Genomic DNA, 22881 nt, shown 5'->3' on the forward strand with positions numbered 1-22881 from the left:
AAGCCTCATATATGGAGGAACAATTAAGCATGACTAAGTCACGCACTGCTGTACCGTCAAACGATAGTACAAAGGATCCTCGCAACGGCGCGAAAGATTCCGAGAAAAGCACTAAATCCTTAAAAGGTACTAAGGATGCTATATTGCGAGCTGCCTCGTTTACTAAGGCTCCTCAGGTGTCAAAAAAAACGACAACACGCGAAGAGCGCAAAGTAATAGCTCAGCAGCAAGCGCAAGAGGTAAAAGAAGCGGAAAAGCTTGTTGCTAGTGCCGTACGAGGTCCATTAGGTAGATGGTGGGCAAAATTGCAAACCAGTTCCGATCGTTTTACATTGGGAATGGCAATTGTTGCTCTTGGCGTTGTTTATGGCGATATTGGTACTTCTCCGCTTTATACTGCGCAAACATTTTTAGCAGGTCAAGGCGGCTTACAAAACATAAATCGCGCGACTATCTACGGAATGCTTTCGCTACTGTTCTGGTCAATCACATTAATTACAACCGTAAAATACGTATTTGTTGCAATGAGAACAGACAACAAAGGCGAAGGCGGCATTTTTGCTTTATATTCGCTTCTACGTAAAAAAGGCGCATGGCTTGCGATACCGGCAATGATTGGTGGAGCCGCGTTTTTGGCAGATTCTGTGCTGACTCCTGCAGTTTCCATCTCTTCAGCAGTTGAAGGTTTGCGCACTATTGCAGTGTTTAAGCCAATATTCTTAGAAAATGAGAATTTGTCGATGATGATTACGGTTATTATAATCGTCATACTTTTCTCTGTACAGCAACGCGGAACTGAGCGAATTGGCAAAGTATTTGGCATTGTTGTGATGCTTTGGTTTGCTTTCCTTGCGCTGGTTGGTGTCATGAACATTGGCCAAGATTGGACTATTTTTGAAGCACTTAACCCGATTCATGGCATAAAATTCCTGTTTAGCACGCATAATGTGCAGGGATTAGCGGTTATGGGTGTGATCTTCCTTTCTACTACCGGTGCTGAAGCGTTATATTCTGATATGGGTCATGTTGGTAGAGGCAATGTGTACGCAACCTGGCCGTTTATTAAAGTTGCTTTGCTGCTGAATTACTTTGGGCAAGGCGCTTGGATGTTGAAAAATCAAAACGATAAAGCATTATGGTCGATAGAAGGTTTGAACCCATTCTTCCAAATGCTTGAACCGAATGTGCGATATGTTGCCGTTATTCTTTCGGTTACTGCTGGCATTATTGCTTCTCAAGCGTTGATTACAGGCGCATACACAATGGTTTCTGAGGCAACAAGCCTAAATTGGATGCCACATTTGCAAGTGCGATATCCTGCTAGAACTCGTGGACAGCTGTATATTCCAGTTGTGAATGTTGTGCTGTGTGTTGCCACTATTACGGTTCTTGCAGTATTCCGCGATTCTGAACATATCTCTGGCGCATACGGTTTAGCTTTAACTCTAACTATGCTTGCTACGACTATTTTGCTCACAGTGCACATGTGGTATCAAAAGAAGCGATTTGGTGCCTTCATATTTGCAATCGTATTCCTCATGATTGAGATGATGTTCTTTGTGGCTTCCATGGCGAAATTCATGCACGGTGGCTGGTTTACTATGCTGCTCGGTGTTTCAATTTTGATCATTATGGTCACTTGGAAAGATGGAACTAAAATTGAGCGTTCGCAACGTTTGCACATGAAACCGAAAGATTTCCTACCTGTGCTAGATAAGTTGCACGGAGATTTCCGTATTCCGTATTTCGCTGACAATATTGTGTATTTGACTTCCGATCGTGAAATGAAGCGTCTCGATACTGGAATCTTCTTCTCTATTTTTGCCGACCATCCAAAGCGTGCTAGAGCTTGGTGGGCTGTTTCTGTAGAAACAGATGACGCTCCGTTTACTCGTGAGTATTGTGTAGAGAATTTCGGTACGGACTACTTATTCCGCGTAAAAATTAAACTCGGATTTAAAGTGTCGCCTTCTATACCAGCGTATCTTCACCAAATTATGCATGACTTATCGCACACGGGCGAACTTCCTCAGCAAAAATCCGTGTATCCAAAGGTTGATGCAGATCCAGATATTGGACCAATTCGCTATGTTCTGTTGCACAAAGCGTTGATGCCGGAATCTAATATTTCTGTGCGTGGAGCGTTATCTTTAAAGATGAAATATGCAATTAGACATGTTGCTGGTACGCCTGTTAAATGGTTTGGTTTGGCTCCTTACAATCCGGTTGTTGAAGTGCAGCCGTTGTTTGTTTCTACTCGCAGACCTCCGCGTTTGAAGCGTGAAGACTGTTCTCAGCGAGCAGTTCAATCTTTGCAAGGTGCCTCAGCGCTTGAAACTAATATTCACGTTGTGAAAGATATCAGACCTACTGATGCTGAGCAGACTGCTGTTATGAACGCACGAGATATTGCTGCTGCTAATGTGATGTTTGCTAACGAAAAACTTGCCAATACTGGGAAAATTAGCCCAGTTCCAATTAAAGAGACAAAAAAAGTTAGCGTGGAGAAGCCTAATAAAGATGGGGCAAATATCGATGCAGCGAATGTAACGCATGCTGTTGTGCAGGCTGTGGAGGATGCTGCTCGTGCCAATGATGCGAATAGTGTGAAATCTGAAAAGAGTGCAGCAACTGAAAAGAGTGCAAAAAATAATCTTAAGTAAGAATCTTAAGGAAGAGCCTTAAAATGGAAAATGGTGCAGAAAGCATACTTAATTGCAACTCGATAAAACTCGCTAATCTACCTGATTTTGGTGAAGTAGAGAAATTGCATAGTGCAACTGCACCATCTTCTGCTGCTTATGAGCTTATTCACGGTCATTGTGTTGTAATCTCAACAATTGCTTGGCAAATTGCTCATCATTGCAATATGCTTTTGTCCGCTGAAAATCGTGCTGCTCAAATGAGTGGAACTTTGCGTAAGCGTGCTGAAATAGCAAAAAATTGCCTTCAGGAGCTTGTCGGAGATAGTTATGCAATATTACCTGCGGTTAGTGATGGCTTAGCTCCAAAACAGTATATTGATGAATACGCAGCTTTAATAGGTGGATTGTTGCATGATATTGGCACGTATTTTGTGCTTGAAAGTGATGGCAGTAGTAACGCTGGTGGCATATTACGCTTTGATGGACCGAATTATATTTTGCATGGTTTGCGCGGATATAAATATTTAATTGATAATGGTTTTAGTGAGGATGCTGCGCAATTTGCGCGCAACCATACTGGAGTTGGCTTAACTCGAGAGCAAGTTGTTGCGCAAAATTTGCCTCTTCCTGCTGAAGACTATATTCCGCAAACAGTTGAGCAAGAAATTGTTATGGTTGCGGATAAATATAACAGCAAATCGATACCTCCTCGTTTTTTGACAGTTGATTCTTATCGTCGCAAGGCTGCGCGATTTGGTGAAGACAATGCTAATCGGTGGATGCAATTAGTTACGAAATATGGTGAGCCAGATATTGCAGGCCTGGCAGAAATCTTTAATATGCGTGTTGATGCGTGAGCGCTATTGATTTTTTGCGTATTTTTATCCTATTTTTGTGTATTTTTTAAGAAATCTATTATTTTTTAAAAAGTTTTTTATAGATTCAATATCAGATAGCATGTTTTTTGGTGTTTTTTGCGTGGTTTTCGACACGCCGGTGTTTTGGCTTGTTTTCAATGGTTTTGGGGTGTTTGTTTTTGGTGGGTTTGCGTTTTAGCGTGGGTTGGTGTAAGTTTATCTCTTGCTGCTCAGCGCGGCTGGTTCTCCTCGGTTGAGGTTGATGGGCCGGCTGGTGTGGTGGTGGTTTGAGAACTCAAGAGCGTGTCTGTACTACTTATTAGTTAATTATTGCCAGTTCATTGCCTGCCTTGCAGATTGCAGGGTGCCTGAGAGATGGTTAAATGGTGGTGAGGTTTTTTGTTGGGATGTTCTTTCCTTAAAGAATGTCTCGTCTTTTTCTTTTTAATATTGGAGCCTTTTGTTGGCTCTTCATTGAAGTTTTTCGTGGAGGGTTCGATTCTGGCTCAGGATGAACGCTGGCGGCGTGCTTAACACATGCAAGTCGAACGGGATCTAGTCAGCTTGCTGACTGGTGAGAGTGGCGAACGGGTGAGTAATGCGTGACCAACCTGCCCCATGCTCCAGAATAGCTCTTGGAAACGGGTGGTAATGCTGGATGCTCCAACTTGACGCATGTCTTGTTGGGAAAGTGTTTAGTGGCATGGGATGGGGTCGCGTCCTATCAGCTTGTAGGCGGGGTAATGGCCCACCTAGGCTTCGACGGGTAGCCGGCCTGAGAGGGCGGACGGCCACATTGGGACTGAGATACGGCCCAGACTCCTACGGGAGGCAGCAGTGGGGAATATTGCGCAATGGGGGAAACCCTGACGCAGCGACGCCGCGTGCGGGATGAAGGCCTTCGGGTTGTAAACCGCTTTTGATTGGGAGCAAGCCTTCGGGTGAGTGTACCTTTCGAATAAGCGCCGGCTAACTACGTGCCAGCAGCCGCGGTAATACGTAGGGCGCAAGCGTTATCCGGAATTATTGGGCGTAAAGAGCTTGTAGGCGGTTCGTCGCGTCTGGTGTGAAAGCCCATCGCTTAACGGTGGGTCTGCGCCGGGTACGGGCGGGCTAGAGTGCAGTAGGGGAGACTGGAATTCCCGGTGTAACGGTGGAATGTGTAGATATCGGGAAGAACACCAATGGCGAAGGCAGGTCTCTGGGCTGTTACTGACGCTGAGAAGCGAAAGCGTGGGGAGCGAACAGGATTAGATACCCTGGTAGTCCACGCCGTAAACGGTGGACGCTGGATGTGGGGCCCATTCCACGGGTTCCGTGTCGGAGCTAACGCGTTAAGCGTCCCGCCTGGGGAGTACGGCCGCAAGGCTAAAACTCAAAGAAATTGACGGGGGCCCGCACAAGCGGCGGAGCATGCGGATTAATTCGATGCAACGCGAAGAACCTTACCTGGGCTTGACATGTGCCTGTCGACTGCAGAGATGTGGTTTCCCTTCGGGGCAGGTTCACAGGTGGTGCATGGTCGTCGTCAGCTCGTGTCGTGAGATGTTGGGTTAAGTCCCGCAACGAGCGCAACCCTCGCCCTGTGTTGCCAGCGGGTTATGCCGGGAACTCACGGGGGACCGCCGGGGTTAACTCGGAGGAAGGTGGGGATGACGTCAGATCATCATGCCCCTTACGTCCAGGGCTTCACGCATGCTACAATGGCCGGTACAACGGGATGCGACATGGTGACATGGAGCGGATCCCTTAAAACCGGTCTCAGTTCGGATCGTAGTCTGCAACTCGACTACGTGAAGGCGGAGTCGCTAGTAATCGCGAATCAGCAACGTCGCGGTGAATGCGTTCCCGGGCCTTGTACACACCGCCCGTCAAGTCATGAAAGTGGGCAGCACCCGAAGCCGGTGGCCTAACCCTTTTGGGATGGAGCCGTCTAAGGTGAGGCTCGTGATTGGGACTAAGTCGTAACAAGGTAGCCGTACCGGAAGGTGCGGCTGGATCACCTCCTTTCTACGGAGTTTTTGTGCACGCTCGGTTGAGTGTGGTTACTGGTGTGGAAAACAGTGGTTAACGTTTATATGAGTTTGTTGGGCATGCTTTTGGGTTCCCGGATTGCCACCCCCCTTGTTTTGGGGTTGCGGTCCTTGACTCACAGGATTTCAGGTTGATGCTTTTTGAGTGTTGATGCTGGTTTTGTGGTGTTGTGGTGGTTTGAGAACTGGATAGTGGACGCGAGTAAAATGCGAGACTTTTTTGGTTTCGATTTTTTTGCTTTTATCAATTTCAACCGGCTCCTTTTGTTGGAGTCGCTTGATCGTTTTGTGATCGTTTAGTGTGATGATTTTTTGTCTAGAGAATTTTGCTGATGGGTTCTTACTTTAGTGTTTGTCACTGGTAAGGGCGTATGGTGGATGCCTTGGTAGACAGGACCGATGAAGGACGTGACGGGCTGCGATATGCCTCGGGGAGCTGCCGAGTGGGCTTTGATCCGAGGATTTCCGAATGGGGAGACCCGGCCACTGTTATGAGTGGTCACCACGGTTTTTGTGGGGGGTACGCAGGGAAGTGAAACATCTCAGTACCTGCAGGAAAGGATACTCCGTGAGTAGTGGCGAGCGAAAGCGGATCAGGCTAAACCGGGTGCGTGTGATAGCCGTCAGGTGTTGCGCATTCGGGGTCGTGGGATGGACTGTTCAGCCTCTGACGGGGTTGAGGAGAGTGATAAAATGTCGTGCTAGGTGAATGGGATTGAATTCCCAGCCGTAGAGGGTGATGGCCCCGTAGCTTGTCGTGCGATGTCTCTTTATGTTTATTCCCAAGTAGCGCGGGACTCGTGGAATCCCGCGTGAATCTGCCCAGACCGTTGGGTAAGCCTAAGTATTCCTGTCTGACCGATAGTGTACTAGTACCGTGAGGGAAAGGTGAAAAGCACCCCGGGAGGGGAGTGAAATAGTTCCTGAAACCGTGCGCTTACAATCCGTCGGAGCCTTCTTTGTGGGGTGACGGCGTGCCTATCGAAAAATGAGTCTGCGAGTCAGTGGTATGTGGCGAGGCTAACCCGGGTGGGGGAGCCGTAGCGAAAGCGAGTTTTAAAAGGCGTTTGAGTCGCATGTCCTGGACCCGAAGCGGGATGATCTAGCCCTGAGCAGGTTGAAGCGCGGGTAAGACCGTGTGGAGGACCGAACCCACCTAGGTTGAAAACTGGGGGGATGACTTGGGGTTAGGGGTGAAAGGCCAATCAAATTCCGTGATAGCTGGTTCTCTCCGAAATGCATTTAGGTGCAGCGTCGTGTTATTGCTTACAGGGGGTAGAGCTACTGGATGCTTGCGGGCCCATACCGGGTACCAATAGCAGCCAAACTCCGAATACCTGTTAGGTTTATCACGGCAGTGAGTCGGCGGGGGATAAGCTCCGTCGTCAAAAGGGAAACAGCCCTGATCGTCGTCTAAGGTCCCGAAGCGCGTGCTAAGTGGGAAAGGATGTGGAGTCGCATAGACAGCCAGGAGGTTGGCTCAGAAGCAGCCATCCTTGAAAGAGTGCGTAACAGCTCACTGGTCTAGTGGTTCCGCGCCGACAATGTAGCGGGGCTTAAGCACGCCACCGAAGACGCGGCTGCATGAATTTTGTTCATGCGGGGTAGGAGAGCGTCCTGTATGGGGTGAAGCGGCAGTGTGAACTTGTCGTGGACTTTACAGGAGTGAGAATGCAGACATGAGTAGCGAGAGACGGGTGTGAATCCCGTCCGCTGAATGACTAAGGGTTCCGGGGCCACGTTCGTCGTCCCCGGGTGAGTCGAGTCCTAAGGCGAGGCCGACAGGCGTAGTCGAATGGATGAACGGGTTGATATTCCCGTACCGGTGTTACACCGTTCGAACTGAATCTGAGAGTACTAACCTTCATTTTCTTGTTGATTGCCTTTCGGGGTTGTTGATGGGTTTGTGTTGGGACTGTATCGGTAGTAGGTTAGCGTGGGAGTGACGCGGGTAGGTAGCCGGCTGCGGAGGTGGTTTTCCGTGGCTAAGCGTGTGGGCTGTCTCCTAGGTAAATCCGGGGGATGTTAAGCTGAGGCGTGATGGGTAGGCTGTAAGGCTGATTCCGGTGATCCTGCTTGCCAAGAAAAGCTTCAACGTGAGGTGTGATTCCGCTCGTACCCTAAACCGACACTGGTGGTCTGGTAGAGTATACCGAAGCGATCGGGCGAATCCTGGCCAAGGAACTCGGCAAATTACTCCCGTGCCTTCGGCATAAGGGAGACCCCTGATGGTGATATGGTTTTACATTGTTGAGCTGTTGGGGGTGGCACAAGCTAGGGGGTAGCGACTGTTTACCAAAAACACAGGAGCGTGCGAAGGCGTAAGCCGCTGTATACGCTCTGACGCCTGCCCGGTGCCGGAAGGTTAAGAGGATCCGTTAGCTTCGGTGAAGCGGTGAATTTAAGCCCCGGTAAACGGCGGTGGTAACTATAACCATCCTAAGGTAGCGAAATTCCTTGTCGGGTAAGTTCCGACCTGCACGAATGGCGTAACGACTTCCCCACTGTCTCGGCCAGGAGCCCGGCGAAATTGCAGTACGAGTAAAGATGCTCGTTAAGCGCAGAAGGACGAAAAGACCCCGGGACCTTTACTATACCTTGGTATTGTCGTTAGGTGTGGATCGTGTAGCATAGGCGGGAGGCTGTGAAGCGTGGGCGCTAGCTTGCGTGGAGTCGACAGGTGAAATACCGCTCTTTCCATATCTGGCGTCTAACCTCGACGCGTTATCCGTGTCAGGGACAGTGCCTGGCGGGTAGTTTAACTGGGGCGGTTGCCTCCTAAAGAGTAACGGAGGCGCTCAATGGTCCGCTCAGCCCGGTTGGCAATCGGGTGTTGAGTGTAATCGCACAAGCGGGCTTGACTGTGAGACTGACGGGTCGAGCAGGGACGAAAGTCGGAGATAGTGATCCGGTGCCGGCGTACGGACGTGGCATCGCTCAACGGATAAAAGGTACCCCGGGGATAACAGGCTGATCATTCCCAAGAGTCCATATCGACGGGATGGTTTGGCACCTCGATGTCGGCTCGTCGCATCCTGGGGCTGGAGCAGGTCCCAAGGGTTCGGCTGTTCGCCGATTAAAGCGGCACGCGAGCTGGGTTCAGAACGTCGTGAGACAGTTTGGTCTCTATCCTCTGCGCTCGTTGGAATGTTGAGGAGACCTGCCCATAGTACGAGAGGACCTGGGTGGACGAACCTCTGGTATGCCGGTCGTCACGCCAGTGGCGCTGCCGGTTAGCTACGTTCGGAAGGGATAACCGCTGAAAGCATCTAAGCGGGAAGCCTGCTCCAAGATAAGCATTCCTTGCACTTTAGTGTGTGAGCCCCCATGTAGAACACGTGGTTGATAGGCTAGATGTGGAAGCCCTGTAAGGGGTGGAGCTGACTAGTACTAACGGGCGATGGTGACATTCTTCCTCACTTTTACTAGTGGGGAGGGTGAGTTCCTTATGAGTATTATTCTTCTAGCGTTAATGAGTACTGAATGTTTTGCTTAACGATCAGTTGGTAAAAGAGTTTTTACGCGCGTTCATGTCCGGTTCCCTAACCGCCACGTGTTGCCACTCAATGGTTTTGAGTGTATAATCTAGTTTTGCGGTGGTCATGGCTCAGGTGAGACGCCCGGTCCCATTCCGAACCCGGAAGCTAAGGCCTGACACGGCGAGGGTACTGCACTCGATAGGGTGTGGGAGACTAGCACGCTGCCGCATTATTTTTCTAGCGGGGAGTTTTTTACTCCCCGCTTTTTTCATATTCGCATACTGTTCTTTCGTTTTCGTATACTGTTATCTGTAATCCTTCAAACGTGGGCGCGACGACCTGTCTGAGCGCTGCGATTTAGCGCGCGAAGGCAATTCGGAGCGGAAACTCGCTTAAGTTGGAAGTCCAGTGGACTTCCAACGCGAGTTTCGTAGCGAGCACGTATAGTGCGAGTGTCGTCTCGCAAATGGAGCAGATGTTGACGTTAAACCCCCAAAACTCATACAACATTTAATACTTAAAAGTCCAACAATTTATTTGATATTATTTATAGCAAAGCATGAGATGCATTTTCATGATATATGCGTATCAATATTGTTAGGAGATGATGTATGAAATGTACAAGTTGCGGAATGGAGTCTTGGAATGACTTCTGCCCATACTGCGGATCAAAATTAAAGGTCGAACAATCAACAGCAGCTTCGACTTTTGAGCAAAATATTCCTGTTCCGCCGCCGCAACAGAATCTCACTGTTCCAGCAGCTACAGGTTATGGCAGCATGCATGCCAAAAAGAAAAAGCCAATTTATAAAAGATTTTGGTTTTATTTACTCAGCATAATAATAATTGTTGTTGCAATATGCGGATTCTTGAATATTAAAAAATTAGATAACGGCGTTGTTATTAATTGGAATGAGATGGTTTTAGGCTCAGAATTGCCAAATCCTCCATCTAACATGGGTAAAATCATTGAAAACTCTTCTGAAGAAATGAATGTTGATATAAACAATATTTCTGCCAAACAGTTTAATGATTATATTAAAGCTTGCAAGGATAAAGGATTTACTGTAGATTCAAAAACTGATTCTACAGAATATTCTTCTTATAACAGTGAAGGCTATAAATTAAAATTGCTTCGTTATGAAAGCAATAATCAGCTAAGTATCGCGCTGAATGCGCCGATGGAAATGTCTCCAATTACTTGGCCATCGAGTAAAGCAGCTAATCAATTGCCTGTACCAAAATCTATATTCGGAAAGTTCTCATACGAAAATGAGGATAGCTTTAAAGTTTATATTGGCAACACCAGTATGGAAGATTATGAGAAATATGTGAAAGCTTGCTCTGATAAAGGTTTTACAGTTGACTACAGCAAGAAAGATGATTTGTACAATGCGAAAAATAATTCAGGTTGGGATTTGTCATTAGGATACGAAGGCAATAATATTATGAGCATTAGTATCAGTGCTCCAGATAACGAGTCTAAAGACAGTGATGATTCCAATAAGTCTGATGCGAAGAAAGATGCCGCAAAGGCTGCTCCAAAGCAAGCTACTCCAAAAGCTGAACCAAAACCTAAAACTAACACGAAGCTTGTTAATGGATTGCGTAGTGATTTCAAAGCGGCAATGGATAGCTATGAAACAGTTATGGACGAATATGTTGCGTTCATGAAAAAGTATAAGAAAAATCCAACTGATAAGACTATTCTTAATGAGTACTCTGCGTATTTAGATAAATATAATGATGCAGTAAAAAAGTTCAACAATTGGCATAGCAAAGATTTGAACTCTGATGAGCTTAATTATTATGTTGATGTTCAAGCGAGAGTTTCTAAGAAACTTATAGCTGTGTCCCAATAGTATTAACTATATTTGTTTGCAAATGTAGCGATAATAGTAGGGGTCAATGTTCTAAAATATTGACCCCTACAATTATTTTGTAAACTGCTTACAATTTACAATTTTGTTTACTCTTATTTTGCATGTGCAAAATTTGAAAGTCTTGCAGCTTTCTTTTCTTTCTTTTTTATGACAATTCCAACTATTGAGCAAACTATTACAGCCACTGCCAACGGCGTATAAAGGTAATATGTAAAGCCAAAAGTATAATTATCTGAAGGAAGTGCATGACGGCTTACTGCGTCATAATTCATAAGAAGTGATGCAGCTGCCAAGATGAGTGCAAATACAATATTTGCAACAGGCTTATTTAAAAGTGTAAACAATAGTATAAGAAGTATAGATGCGATCAGTGCAATTATGAGAACAACATTTATTATTGCTTCATTCTTGAGCCAGTCATTTCCATGAGAATTATTAGCAAGACAGAAATATAACCTAAGATTTTCTAACATCGATAAATCGACAGCGTCAATATTTTTAAAACCTATTTCTTTTGCGAACAAGATGTCTGGATTTGATGTCAAAAAATTCCTGTATTCTCCGTACGATGAAGAATATGGCAGAAGCAATCCAATTAAAGCAATGCCGCTAAAAATAAGATTAACAATCTGGTGAATTTTTATTTTTTTCATATTTTCCTACCTATAAAACTACTTAGTACTGTTAATTTGTTTTTTGTTCCAATATTTTATCAGTAAGATTTAAAATTTGCCGCAAGGTAGTGATTAAATGATGATAGTCGGTGCAGAAGCAAGTGAGCTTTGAGTATTCTTTGAATATTAAGGTATTGCGCCGATTGCAATTGGGCCAGCAATTGAGTTGATAATTGGGCTATCAATTGAAATAAAATCAAGCAATTAAGAATGCGGAATATTGTAACTAAAGCGATTATGCTATTGCAGTAGAGCTATTTGCAATAATGCTGTTAGCAGTAATGCTATTTGCGATTATTCTGTAAATTTCATACAAGGAGTGGGTATGAATAAAGCCCTTATTAACATTGATTATACGAATGATTTTGTGGCAAGCGATGGCTCTCTTACTGTGGGCGAGCCTGCGCAAAAGCTCGAGAAGCGTATTACTGAGATTTCGCAGGAATTTCTTGACGCTGGTGAGTTCGTGGTTTTTGCGATTGATACGCACCATTTGAACGATCCGTATCATCCTGAAACTAAGCTTTTCCCACCTCACAATATCGCAGGAACTCACGGCCAGAAGTTATATGGCACACTTGGTGATTTTTACGAAGCAAATAAAGATAAAAGCAACGTGTATTACATTCATAAAACTCGCTACTCTTCGTTTAATGGCACGGATTTGCTGATTAAGCTTCGCGAACGCCATATTGAGGAGCTGCATTTGGTGGGAGTTTGCACGGATATTTGCGTGCTTCACACTGCTGTCGATGCGTATAATCTTGGATTCAAGATTGTGGTTCACAAGGATGCCGTTGCAAGCTTTGATCCTGCAGGTCACGAATGGGCTTTGCGTCATTTTAAGACTTGCCTTAATGCTGATATTGTGGAAGGCTAAAAGTTGCTTTTAAAAAATATTAGATAGATATTGAATAATTATTAAATAATCGACGCTGGTTGCTTTAAGCTGCCAGCGTTTTTGTTTATTCGGAGTGTCGACTTGCTATTAATGAGAATCATTATTATTATTAATAGACGTTGTTAAAAATCTTCCATAATTATTTGCGAAAAGAAGAGCGCATATAACGATAAGAAGATGAAGTGTAGAGAGCGAAATAGTAATTATGACTCAGGTCATTAGGAATATTGTGAAACGTGCTTTTGCAATGGCAAGTGTTGCAATACTTGCCATTGCCGTGCTCGCATCAGGATTTAGTGCAGCTTTACCGGCAGTTGCATTAGAAAATGGTAATCCTGCTGAAAAATACGATCCTACAAAAAAGGAAGTGCTAAGTCACGGCCATACAGACGTGTTTTACCCAATTCAATACAATGGTAAATTCATTATGGCCGTCGAAAAAGACGCTGCTACTTTCTTAAAGCCTGAAAACACTACTTTGCGCGTAGCTAAAAGCACGTACACTACAAAATCGCAACTTCCTGCTCTCGCTACTGAATACTACTATCTCGATAGTTCCGGAAATCAAAAAGGGAACCCTCTTTTCCCGGGTTGGGACACAGGTTATGCTGCATCTTTAGTTGGCGCATCTCACGCAGATGATGCAACAGCAGATATTGCAATTCAGCAAGTTACTGGACCAATGAACGGGCGCATTCTGCTTTGGACTACCGATGGCATTGGAAAAAATTCGAAGAAATTATCATTTGAAGAGAATGATTTAGACGACGAACCTGATACTGATGGCAGTCGATTTATGCTACCTGGCGTAATTCACCAACATACTGCTGGCCACGTGCATGCAAACTGGGGATTTACGCAGCCTGGCGTTTACAAGCTAAAAGTAGCAGCAACTATTACAAATAAGAACACTAAGAAGCAGATCACAACCGAACCTGCAGAATACACTTTTGAAGTAGAAGATACATATTCAGGCGAAGTACCTGCTTCTGGCATTACGGAAACGCTTGATTTGCACCGTCGCGGTGATTTTATTAATCCTGACGATGATGAAGAAGCGCACGAAGCTTCCAAAGATCATAAAGACACAGATAAAGACGATGGCGGCGATATGCGCATCGGCAATATTCGTGATTCCGGGCCTCATCCGCATTATCATTCATACGAAGGTTATGGTGGTTTAGACTTAAAAGTAGTTAACAAACCAAAGGGTGCTCGTATTGAGTGGAGATATGTGCGTGCTGACGAAGGTCCTGACGCGTATGGAACCACTCTTTTTGCTGAGAGATTGCAGCTTCCGGCTGAGCCTGCAATGAACAAGATGAAAGTGTATGCTCACGCAACTGAAGGTGAAACGCAAGTTGGCAAAGATACTGCGTCTGCAACCATCGCCGTTGAAGATCACGGTGCCGACGGACATCCTGTAGTAAAAGCAATTGCTCCTTATAAGCGTTTCAAACCAGGGGATACTTTACACGCGAAAACAGTATTGCTTAACCCTCATGTTGCAACCGACGGTGTTACCGGTGCGCCAATTGACGATCCGACAAGTCCAGTAACTTCCATTGTCAAAGATTATGTTTGGTTGATGAAAAAGGAAGGAGAAAGCGAATTTAAGCGCATTCCGGGTGCTGCAAGCAGCAAGTTGGAGCTAAAACTTGATGCGTCAATGCAAGGTGCAACGATTCGTCCTTCCTTAGTTTTAAAGAACGGTGAACTTTACCGTAATAAAATGTTTGATGAGTTTTGCGATTATGTTATTGAGATGAAAGGTGTTCCTCACTCTCATAACCATGATGGCGATGATGATCAAAGTGGTTCTGATTCTGAAGATGATGAGAACCCTCACGGGAAAAAGCACCATGAGAAGCGTCATAATAAGCGCAAAAATAAGACTAAGCATTTCGCTGGTGGAAAGAACTTTTTGAAAGGCGTATTCGGCGGTGCTGCAAATTCTGGACTATTCGGATCTAGCTCTAATGGTGGATTCCAATTCGAATCTAATTTCTTTAAGAAATCCAACAGAAAATTCAAGCGCACAAAGAAGAATCGCAATAAGACTAACCGCACTAATCGTAAGAATAATTCTAAAAATAATACGCAAAGTGGTGCTAGTTCTGGTTCTAGTTCTTTTACAAGAACAGAAAATTCAAGCGGAACATCGTTACATAATTCATCGCGACGAACTTCTGGCGGAACTCATACTAAGAACAAGAGCTCTAAGAAAAGTGGACAGACTATTCGTAATTTCGTGAGAACAGATAATAATTCTGGCAATAAGTCCAAAAATAGTTCTGTCAATAACCCTGATTTTGTTAAGAATACTGAACACCATGCTTTGCAAGGTGCAAGGCAATACAACGAAGAATCTGATGAAGCGTATGAAGATGATTCAGATGATACAAAAGGTGATAGTTCCTCGACTAAGTGGGTTGCGGTTGCAGCTTCAGGTGCGAGCGTCGGCTTATGCACAATAACTGGTGCATGCGGTGCTTTGGTACGTCCTAGATTGAAATTGTTGTAAATAGTATTCGTATTATTACTAGAAAGTTTAAATGATGAATTACAAACAAAATGAAACATTGCAAGTAAAACGAAAGCATGCATATTCTACTGCGTTGCTTGCGCTCATATTTTCTTTAGTAACTTTGGTTGCATCTTTATGTGCACCAAATCCAATGCAAGAAACTGCTTATGCCACTGAAGGCAATCAGCCAGTTATGATTCAAGCAGGTCATGCTGATTTTGGACCAACGCTAATCGACGGCAAATGGAAATTGAAGATTCGCGATGATACTGGTGATGAACCAGTGTGGCGAGACCCAGAAAATGTGGTATTTAAATTAGGTGGCAATTCAATAATTCCTATGCCTGATGACGCTGCCTACAGTTTTATTGGCGAAAAGCCTGGAACGAAGCTGTATGTTATTCCACAAACTCAGAATCCTGATGTGCCGTGGCTTGGTTGGAATACGCAGGAAGGTGGCGTGCTTAACGAGCTCGATCGTGGTGCAAACCTTTCGCTTGAAGGAGTAAGTGGTCCAGGCAAATTGCATGTTTACTTAGAAAATGGCAATAACAATCCACAGCAGCTTTGGGATAGTACTAAAGGTTATCCGCAAAACAGCTGGATTGAAACTAACGCTCATACTCACGTGAATTGGGTGTTTTCTAAGCCTGGAATTTATCATGTGAAGCTTACTTTTTCAGGAAAGCTTAAAAACGGACGCGCTGTAAGCGATACGCGTGTTCTTAATTTTGCAGTTGGAGATAATACCGATCCTAATGCTGCTTTAGGTGCGGGCGCTGCTGCTGGAGCAAGTGGCAGCGAAGGCGACGAAGAGGATCAAGATGAAGAAGACAACGATGAAGCCACAAAAGATGAAACTAACAATCATCACAAACTCCTTCGCAACCAGCATAAGCATTCTCACAAAGTATCTGAGAAAAGTGACGATACAGCTCTAGTTCTTCAAATCGTAGGTATTTTTGTTGCTATTATTGCCGTAATTATTGTGATTTTTGTGCTAATAGCTGTAGTTAAAAGTAAGAAAGCACGAAATCTTGCGCTTGCTAAGCAAGTTTCTGCACAAGCTAATCAACAGTATGCAAATAATGCAAATTTTGTGAATAATGCAAATGGCGACAGTACTTTGTCAAATCTAGTGCGTGATCAAGAAACGACAGTGATGTCACCAATTAATAATTCTCAATATTCTCAATCAGACAATATGCAATCTGATGGTACTCAGTGGAAATAATGGTGTGACGAAAATGGTTCGTAATAGTATAAAGAAACTATCTCGCGCTTTGTTGGTGGGCGTGTGCTTGTGTGGCATGATGATGGGAACTCCCGCAGCTTTTGCTGACAATGGCAGTGACGCAACTGTTGTAAGCGGAAAGAAATCTTCTAAAGATTTTGACGCAATAAAGCAAGCTAATTTTAAAGCGTGTACGGCTGCTCGCTTAGATAAAACTGCTTCACAACCTGCGGCTGATAGTAAAGCTGTAATGTGCCATGCATATAAAGGTCATACTGACGTTTTTGCAACTTTCTTTGATGCTACAAGCAGGCGCATAGTATTAGGCACCTTGGGAGATGCGTTTGAAAGTGAAGATCATGATGGCACTCGTTACGATACGAATCGACTTATTTTTGAAGTCGGTTCTAAAAACATCATGCAGCTTTCCAAAGATGAGAACAATTCGGTAATAAAAGAAATCTACGCAACAACTCGCGAAGGTGTAGTCTGGTTCTTTGATCAATCTGGAGCTGGAAATACTGGTGCATTATGGCCTGGTTTAGATACTAGACCGTTATATGAGGGAGCTGGTTCTACAAAAGTTAACCCAACAGTCAAACTGTCATTAACTGGTATCGAAGCACCCCACAACGGCGAAGTTTTTATGTATACTCGCAGCGGTGACGATTATGAGAAAATGCTTGGTTCTGTTGACGGATGGCCGAAAGATGTTGACATCACTGAGACTGGTGGCAAGCATTCTCACATGTATTGGTCTTTTAACCGTCCTGGTGTGTACAAGTTAAAAATGAAGGCTACTACTACCGTTGGTGACGAGGAGCAAAGTTCTGAGCAAGTCTATACATTCCACGTCACTAATCATGATGTAACAGCTGGGGATTTTGCTGATTATGATGGCGCATCTTTTGATGGTGATGAAGATGGTGAAGATGACGAAGAAGATTCAGATGATAATGACGATTCTCAAAGTGAGGATCACAGTATTAATGTGCAACAAAGTAACGGATCTTTCTTCATTAACGGTAACAACAACACTGTGTATGTGACTCCATGGCCTGGAGCAAAAATGCAACAACAAGGACTTCTTGGAAGTAATAGAGGACTTTTTGGAAGTAATAACGGTGGTCTTATTCATGGGGAACATAACGCGAAAAGCGGAAAGCAAGATTCTCAAAGTCAGCAATCTACTTCGACAAAGTTCAAAGACATCAAGGGTGACAAACTCGTTATAGACCACGGTCATGTTGATATTGCTGTATATACTGGCGATTCAAATAAAGTTGATATGGCTGTGCAAGAAGATGTGACAGGAAGCCACGTCTTTAGAGACCCGGATACAGTTGTATTCGCAGTTGGTGATGCTGGTAAAACTAACGGCGTGTATCGTATACCGCAAACACAAATTGATGGTGTGCCATGGATGGGTTGGAATAATCAGTCTATGAATCCTCATAAGCCAACTCAATTGAGCCTAACAGGAGTTGAAGGTCCTGGAAACGTACGCGTTTGGATGTTTGGAGGTTTGGGCGGCGGAGATCAAGAGATTTTCTCCACTCAAGGAGCAGCAGATTATACAATACCTGCAAATACGCATGCTCATGCGAATTGGGATTTCGACAAACCTGGATATTACACATTGCAATTCCAAGCTTCTGACGGAAATTCTACAGTAACTCGCAATATTCACGTTGCTGTTGGTGTAGATCCACAAGAAACACCAATGGGCTCTGCTGGCGGTGTTGAAAACAATGAAGAAAAGGACACCAAAAGCAAAAAAGGTGGACCTTCTGCACCTCATAATCCAGCAAAACCTGCTAATTTGCCTCATTCTGGCGGCAATCATGGCAGCCGTGGAATCGGTTTTGTCGGTGGCGGAAATTCTTTTGTTGGTGGTCGTGGTTTTGGATCAAATAATTCACACTCTGGAAAACAATTGCCAAGAAAAGCTAAAAAGCATAAAGGTCTTGTTTCAAAAATTAGTAACAAGAGGCTTGCTAAAAGTTTGTACCGACAGAAGTTGAACGATAATGACGATGTTGTGAAGTCTGAAGCAAAAGGTGTAACAGGATTATTTAAGCGAAATCCTTTACTTGCTTATTCGCTTCTTGCTGGTGGAATTATTGCTGTGCTTGGCGTTTTGGGTGCAGGAATTTGGTATCTCTACAATCGCGGACTTATTAACTTCAACTGGCTGTTGCGCTATTAGTAGTAGGAGTGTGTAAGGGTGATTCATAGGCCCAGAAGAGTAAAGCAAACTTTGTTTTCTTCGATTGGTGCAATTGCAGTCGTCGCGCTTATTTTGCCGCTTTCTGCTTGTGGTAGTGCTAATGGGAATCGTGCAGGACATCGCGATGGTCGCATTAATGTAGTTACAACTACAGGCGTTTTGCGTGATATGGTGGCGAATGTAGCAGGGGATGCTGCAAATGTGAGTTCAATCGTACCTGATAATGCAGATCCGCACTCTTACGAGCCGCGATTGCGTTCAATCAGAGATGTTGTGTATGCGGACGTGGCTTTTAGTAATTACATGATGCTTGAGGAGCATGGTGTTATTACTGCTTTAGATGCGAATTTGCGAAAAGGCGTGCCGAATGTGCAACTTGCTGAAGAAAGCGTGAAACATGCGGCGGATATTATTCCAATGGTCGAAGATGTGTCGTTGGACACTATTTGGCTTGGTCTTGCTACAGAACGCCAAACTTCGCAGACGGTTGAGGAAGCTGAAGATACTAAAGAGCAACAAAAATCTCAAGAGAAATCTGATAAGTCGCAGTCTTCTCAGGTTTCTCAATCTTCGCAATCAAACGCGCCTTCCACTGTAACGAAAGAAGGACGCGCTACTGTAATAAAGCCAAAAGCATACAACATGAAGCGTTCGGACAGGATCCGCTTAACTGCAACTAAAGTAACTGGTCCTGGTTCGCTTTTCGCTTACCTTACTGGCACTTTTGGAAGTGTAGAAACTTACGTTAATTCAGCAAACGGAATTAACGATGAAGATCATGTGGATTTGCCTGCGGACGCGCACACGCATTTAAGTTGGGCTTTTAGTAAGCCAGGAGAATATACTCTCGGTTTTCACGCAGATATGCTCAATGCTCAAAACGAGAGGGTTGCAAGTTTAGGAAACGCAACTATGCGTTTTGCTGTTGGCATTAACGCGCAGAAATTAGCGAAAAAGCGTGGAGCTAGTGTAGTTTTGAATCAAGGCCATGCAGATTTGGCTTACGATTTAGCTAAACGCGGATTTTTGTACAGAGTTGACACTTTGCAAGAAAAGCGGTCGGTTGCACCAAAGCGCGTGTATTATGAGCCGCGAGATGTAGTAGTAGAAGTGCCGACTAATGCTTTAAAAGAAATTCCAGCTGAACAAGGCTATAGATTCCTTGGATTTGCACGGCAGAAAATCTATCAACTTCCACAAGCTGTTCTTGGAAAACATGTTCACGGAGATATTGATCCGCATTTATGGCAGTCAGTGAAAAACGGAATTGCTTATGTGCGCACAATAGCTGACCGCTTGTGTGAAGTCGATCCTAAAAATGCTCGCAAATATCGCGCAAATGCGGACCGATACATTAACAAGCTATTAGATGTAGACGCGTATATGAGGCAAAAAGTGGCGTCAATTCCAAAAGAGCGTCGCAACTTGGTTACAACGCATGACGCTTTTGCATACTTAGGTAAAGCTTATGGCGTAAATATTGCGGGATTTGTAACAATCAACCCTTCAAGCGAGCCAAGCGTGCAAGATAGGCGCAGACTTTCGCAAATTTTGCGCGACTTGGAAATCCCTGCAGTGTTTTTAGAGCCGAATTTAATTTCTCGCTCGTCTGTGCTTAAAGAGCTTGCGTCTGAAGCGCATGTGAAAGTTTGCCCAATTTATGGTGACGCTTTCGACGCAAATGTGCGAACTTACGCGGATATGATGCGAGCTAACGCGGATTCTTTAGCGAAATGTTTGAAGTGAAAGTGTTAAAGGTAGTAAATATGGAAGAAAATGCAGTAATTTGCGCACACAATTTGAATATTTCGTACGGGAATCGCGCTGTGGTAAAAGACGTTTCTTTTACCATTAATAGTGGCGAATTTGTGGGATTGCTTGGTGCAAACGGTGCCGGTAAAACAACGCTATTTCGTGCAATTATGGGTTTGATTCCACATACTGGAAAACTCGAAGTGCGTGCTCCTCATATGGAAGGTGCAAAACTTAATTCTCGCGTATCTTACGTTGGGTATGTGCCACAACGTCACGATATTGCGTGGGATTTCCCACTTTCTGTTTTAGATGTAGTGATGATGGGTAGGATTCGTCATATTGGTTACGTTCGCCGCGCTAAAAAAGAAGATTACGAGATCGCATTAAACTCGCTTGAACGCACAGGAATGGCTGATTTCCAAGATCGCACGATTGGAGAACTTTCTGGAGGCCAGCGGCAACGCGTGCTTGTTGCTAGAGCATTAGCTGGAGAGCCGCGTTTACTTTTGCTCGACGAACCGTTTACTGGACTCGATATGCCTACTCAGGAGCTGCTTACCGATTTGTTCTTGAAATTGTCTGCTTCTGGTGAAGCAATTCTCATGAGCTCACACGATATTATTGGCTCAATTAACTCATGCTCGAGAATAATGCTATTTGATGGCACTATTGTGGGCGACGACGATCCGCAAAATTTGCAAACAGAACAGTGGGTACAAACCTTCCACGTAGCTCCGCAAAATCCGCTTATTAAAGCAGTTGAGCGCGTAATTGGTAAGGAAAGTGTGGTAAAAGAGTAATGTTATCTCCAATAGAATTTATACAAGATTTAACAAATCCGGACCTTTGGTTTTTGCTAAAAGCACTTATTGTAGCGTGCCTTTCTAGCGTAATTTGTGGTGTAGTTGGATGCTATGTAGTGCTTAGAGGAATGGCGTTTATTGGAGATGCTGTAGCTCACTCAGTATTCCCAGGACTTGCTATAGCCTTCGTATTGCAAGGAAATCTGCTATTTGGAGGAGCACTCGCAGGAGTTGCAACCGCGCTAATCGTATCTATTTTTAGCCAAAACCGTAGGCTTCGCGAAGACTCATTTATTGGCGTATTTTTCGTATCTGCTTTTGCTCTTGGAATTGTGATTATTTCTAAAGCATCTGGCTACGCTGGATCCTTAGAATCCTTCTTGTTTGGCTCGATTACAGGTATTCCTGATTCAGATATTGCTGTTGTTGCTATTACTGGTTTGATTATTTTGGCTATATTATGCATGTTCCACAAAGAGCTTGTTTGCGTATCGATGGATCGAGAAACTTCGCGCGCAATGGGATTGCCGGTTGCATGGCTAGATGGAATGTTGTACGTGTTAGTGGCTATCGCTGTAGTTGTTTCCGTGCAAATTATTGGAAACGTGCTTGTGCTTGCTCTGCTTGTGACTCCTGCTGCAACTGCGCGACTGCTTACTGATCGGCTATCTAGGATGATGGTTTTAGCTCCTGTTATTGGTTGCGTTTCTTCGATTGTTGGAATGTATATTTCGTGGAGCTTTGATACAGCAACGGGCGGAACAATTGTGCTCGTAGCAACCGCTCTCTTTGTGCTCGCTTGGGCGTGCTCTCCTAAACATGGGTTGATTGCAAAAGTAGGTCGTAGCGTAGGTTTATAGCATGCTGCACAATAGAAAGCATGGTATCAAAAGGAAAACCTTCGCCAAGAAGTGCAGTAAAACCACTCAGTGATGAGCAAGTAAAGCTTTTAGCAAGTAAACACAATTTAGTTGACCCAACGTATTACTATCCGACAGGAAAACGCAAGCCAAATCAGGTAGAAATTGACGCGCAAAATCCTAAAGCCGCCGAAAGACTGCTCGAAGGAACGTCGCGCGTATTGCGTTCGCGCTGCAAAGTAAAGGCGTGGGGATTGGAAAACGTGCCAGAAGAAGGCGTGTTTATTACAGCTTGCACACACGTGACGATGTTTGACGTTTTCATACCTATGACTGCACTATTCCACCAAGGTCGTCGTCCGCGCTACATGGCAAAAGCGGAACTCGCTCACTGGCCAATCTTAGGCAAATGGTTCCAACTTGTAGGCATGCAGCCGGTTCCTCGCAGAAGCGGAAAAGCGCGAGAAATAGAAGAAGAATCTATTAAAATCCTCACCAATGGCAGACCTTTAAGTGTATGGCCTGAAGGAACAGTTACGCGCGATCCTAAAAAATGGCCTATGAGCATGAAGCCCGGAATTGGTATAATTGCTCTCGAAGCATCGCGCAGACTCGGACATCAGATTCCGCTATTTTGCGCGGTTACATGGGGCGCAGCAAGCATTAACCACTGGTGGCCATGGCCAAAGAAAAATGTTGTAATGTGCTACGATACCCAACTCGATTATGCTGACTTGCTAAAGGGGAGTGAAAATTGGGGAGAGCTACCTCCTCTTGAATCTGCTGAAGAGTTGGCTCGTCGCGTGCGTGTGCGTATGACGCAGATTATGGAAGAAATTCGTGGAGAAAAATCTCCTGCAGGATACTTCGATTACAGGCAGATGAAACGCGTTACGGAAGAATAAAAAATATACAGAAGAATAAAATAAAGTATCTTTTAAAAATCCCGTAAAGCGGCATGTGTAGAATTATGTAATAGTGTGATTACAAATAAATAGCT

Annotated in this window: 13 protein-coding genes and 3 rRNA genes; 15 read left to right on the forward strand and 1 reads right to left on the reverse strand. The window is 44.5% G+C overall.

Annotated elements, in window-relative coordinates:
- The first annotated feature begins 29 nt into the window (after positions 1-29).
- The 7 genes from HXT26_RS00700 to HXT26_RS00730 all read left to right on the forward strand — a co-directional run bounded on the left by HXT26_RS00700 (position 30) and on the right by HXT26_RS00730 (position 10876).
- Positions 30-2663 (forward strand): KUP/HAK/KT family potassium transporter, encoded by a 2634-nt coding sequence (locus HXT26_RS00700; RefSeq protein ID WP_012914496.1) that lies wholly within the window; start codon positions 30-32, stop codon positions 2661-2663.
- Between the two features lie 23 nt (positions 2664-2686).
- The gene (locus HXT26_RS00705; RefSeq protein ID WP_004104700.1) at positions 2687-3502 is read left to right on the forward strand and encodes an HD domain-containing protein; all 816 of its coding nucleotides are present in this window, start codon (positions 2687-2689) and stop codon (positions 3500-3502) included.
- A 144-nt stretch (positions 3503-3646) separates the two neighbouring features.
- Positions 3647-3793, forward strand: coding sequence for a hypothetical protein (locus HXT26_RS00710; protein WP_162720529.1), 147 nt, complete (start codon positions 3647-3649; stop codon positions 3791-3793).
- A 192-nt stretch (positions 3794-3985) separates the two neighbouring features.
- A 16S ribosomal RNA gene (locus HXT26_RS00715) occupies positions 3986-5512 on the forward strand.
- Positions 5513-5886: 374 nt separating this feature from the next.
- Positions 5887-8948: ribosomal RNA gene (locus tag HXT26_RS00720) — 23S ribosomal RNA — on the forward strand.
- 179 nt (positions 8949-9127) lie between these two features.
- Positions 9128-9244, forward strand: a 5S ribosomal RNA gene (gene rrf / locus HXT26_RS00725).
- Together the 16S, 23S and 5S rRNA genes form the textbook arrangement of a ribosomal RNA operon.
- A 381-nt stretch (positions 9245-9625) precedes the next feature.
- Positions 9626-10876 (forward strand): DUF6591 domain-containing protein, encoded by a 1251-nt coding sequence (locus HXT26_RS00730; protein WP_415688424.1) that lies wholly within the window; start codon positions 9626-9628, stop codon positions 10874-10876.
- 113 nt (positions 10877-10989) lie between these two features.
- Here HXT26_RS00730 and HXT26_RS00735 read toward each other — a convergent pair whose 3' ends face one another.
- Positions 10990-11550: a hypothetical protein gene (locus tag HXT26_RS00735; protein ID WP_117009052.1), complete on the reverse strand. Its 561-nt coding sequence runs from the start codon at positions 11548-11550 to the stop codon at positions 10990-10992.
- Positions 11551-11896: 346 nt separating this feature from the next.
- Here HXT26_RS00735 and HXT26_RS00740 point away from each other — a divergent pair, with 346 nt between their 5' ends.
- From HXT26_RS00740 to HXT26_RS00775, 8 genes are all read left to right on the forward strand, one after another.
- Positions 11897-12451 carry a cysteine hydrolase family protein gene (locus HXT26_RS00740; protein WP_004118531.1) on the forward strand — a complete coding sequence of 185 codons (555 nt, stop codon included), beginning with the start codon at positions 11897-11899 and terminating at the stop codon, positions 12449-12451.
- Between the two features lie 226 nt (positions 12452-12677).
- Positions 12678-14996 carry a choice-of-anchor M domain-containing protein gene (locus HXT26_RS00745; protein ID WP_117009050.1) on the forward strand — a complete coding sequence of 773 codons (2319 nt, stop codon included), beginning with the start codon at positions 12678-12680 and terminating at the stop codon, positions 14994-14996.
- Positions 14997-15030: 34 nt separating this feature from the next.
- Positions 15031-16233: a choice-of-anchor M domain-containing protein gene (locus HXT26_RS00750; protein ID WP_117009056.1), complete on the forward strand. Its 1203-nt coding sequence runs from the start codon at positions 15031-15033 to the stop codon at positions 16231-16233.
- Between the two features lie 13 nt (positions 16234-16246).
- Positions 16247-18442: a choice-of-anchor M domain-containing protein gene (locus HXT26_RS00755; protein WP_410299598.1), complete on the forward strand. Its 2196-nt coding sequence runs from the start codon at positions 16247-16249 to the stop codon at positions 18440-18442.
- A gap of 51 nt (positions 18443-18493) precedes the next feature.
- Positions 18494-20209, forward strand: a complete 1716-nt coding sequence (locus HXT26_RS00760) for an anchored repeat ABC transporter, substrate-binding protein (RefSeq protein WP_004118551.1) — start codon at positions 18494-18496, stop codon at positions 20207-20209.
- 20 nt (positions 20210-20229) lie between these two features.
- Positions 20230-21018, forward strand: a complete 789-nt coding sequence (locus HXT26_RS00765; RefSeq protein WP_410295756.1) for an anchored repeat-type ABC transporter ATP-binding subunit — start codon at positions 20230-20232, stop codon at positions 21016-21018.
- Positions 21018-21881, forward strand: coding sequence for an anchored repeat-type ABC transporter permease subunit (locus HXT26_RS00770; protein WP_064340515.1), 864 nt, complete (start codon positions 21018-21020; stop codon positions 21879-21881). Before HXT26_RS00765 ends, HXT26_RS00770 begins: the two co-directional genes overlap by 1 nt.
- Before the next feature lie 20 nt (positions 21882-21901).
- Positions 21902-22786, forward strand: coding sequence for a lysophospholipid acyltransferase family protein (locus HXT26_RS00775; protein ID WP_064340516.1), 885 nt, complete (start codon positions 21902-21904; stop codon positions 22784-22786).
- The last annotated feature ends 95 nt before the right edge of the window (positions 22787-22881 follow it).

The sequence above is a fragment of the Gardnerella sp. DNF00497B genome (assembly GCF_049262725.1).
GTDB classification, from domain to species: domain Bacteria; phylum Actinomycetota; class Actinomycetes; order Actinomycetales; family Bifidobacteriaceae; genus Bifidobacterium; species Bifidobacterium leopoldii.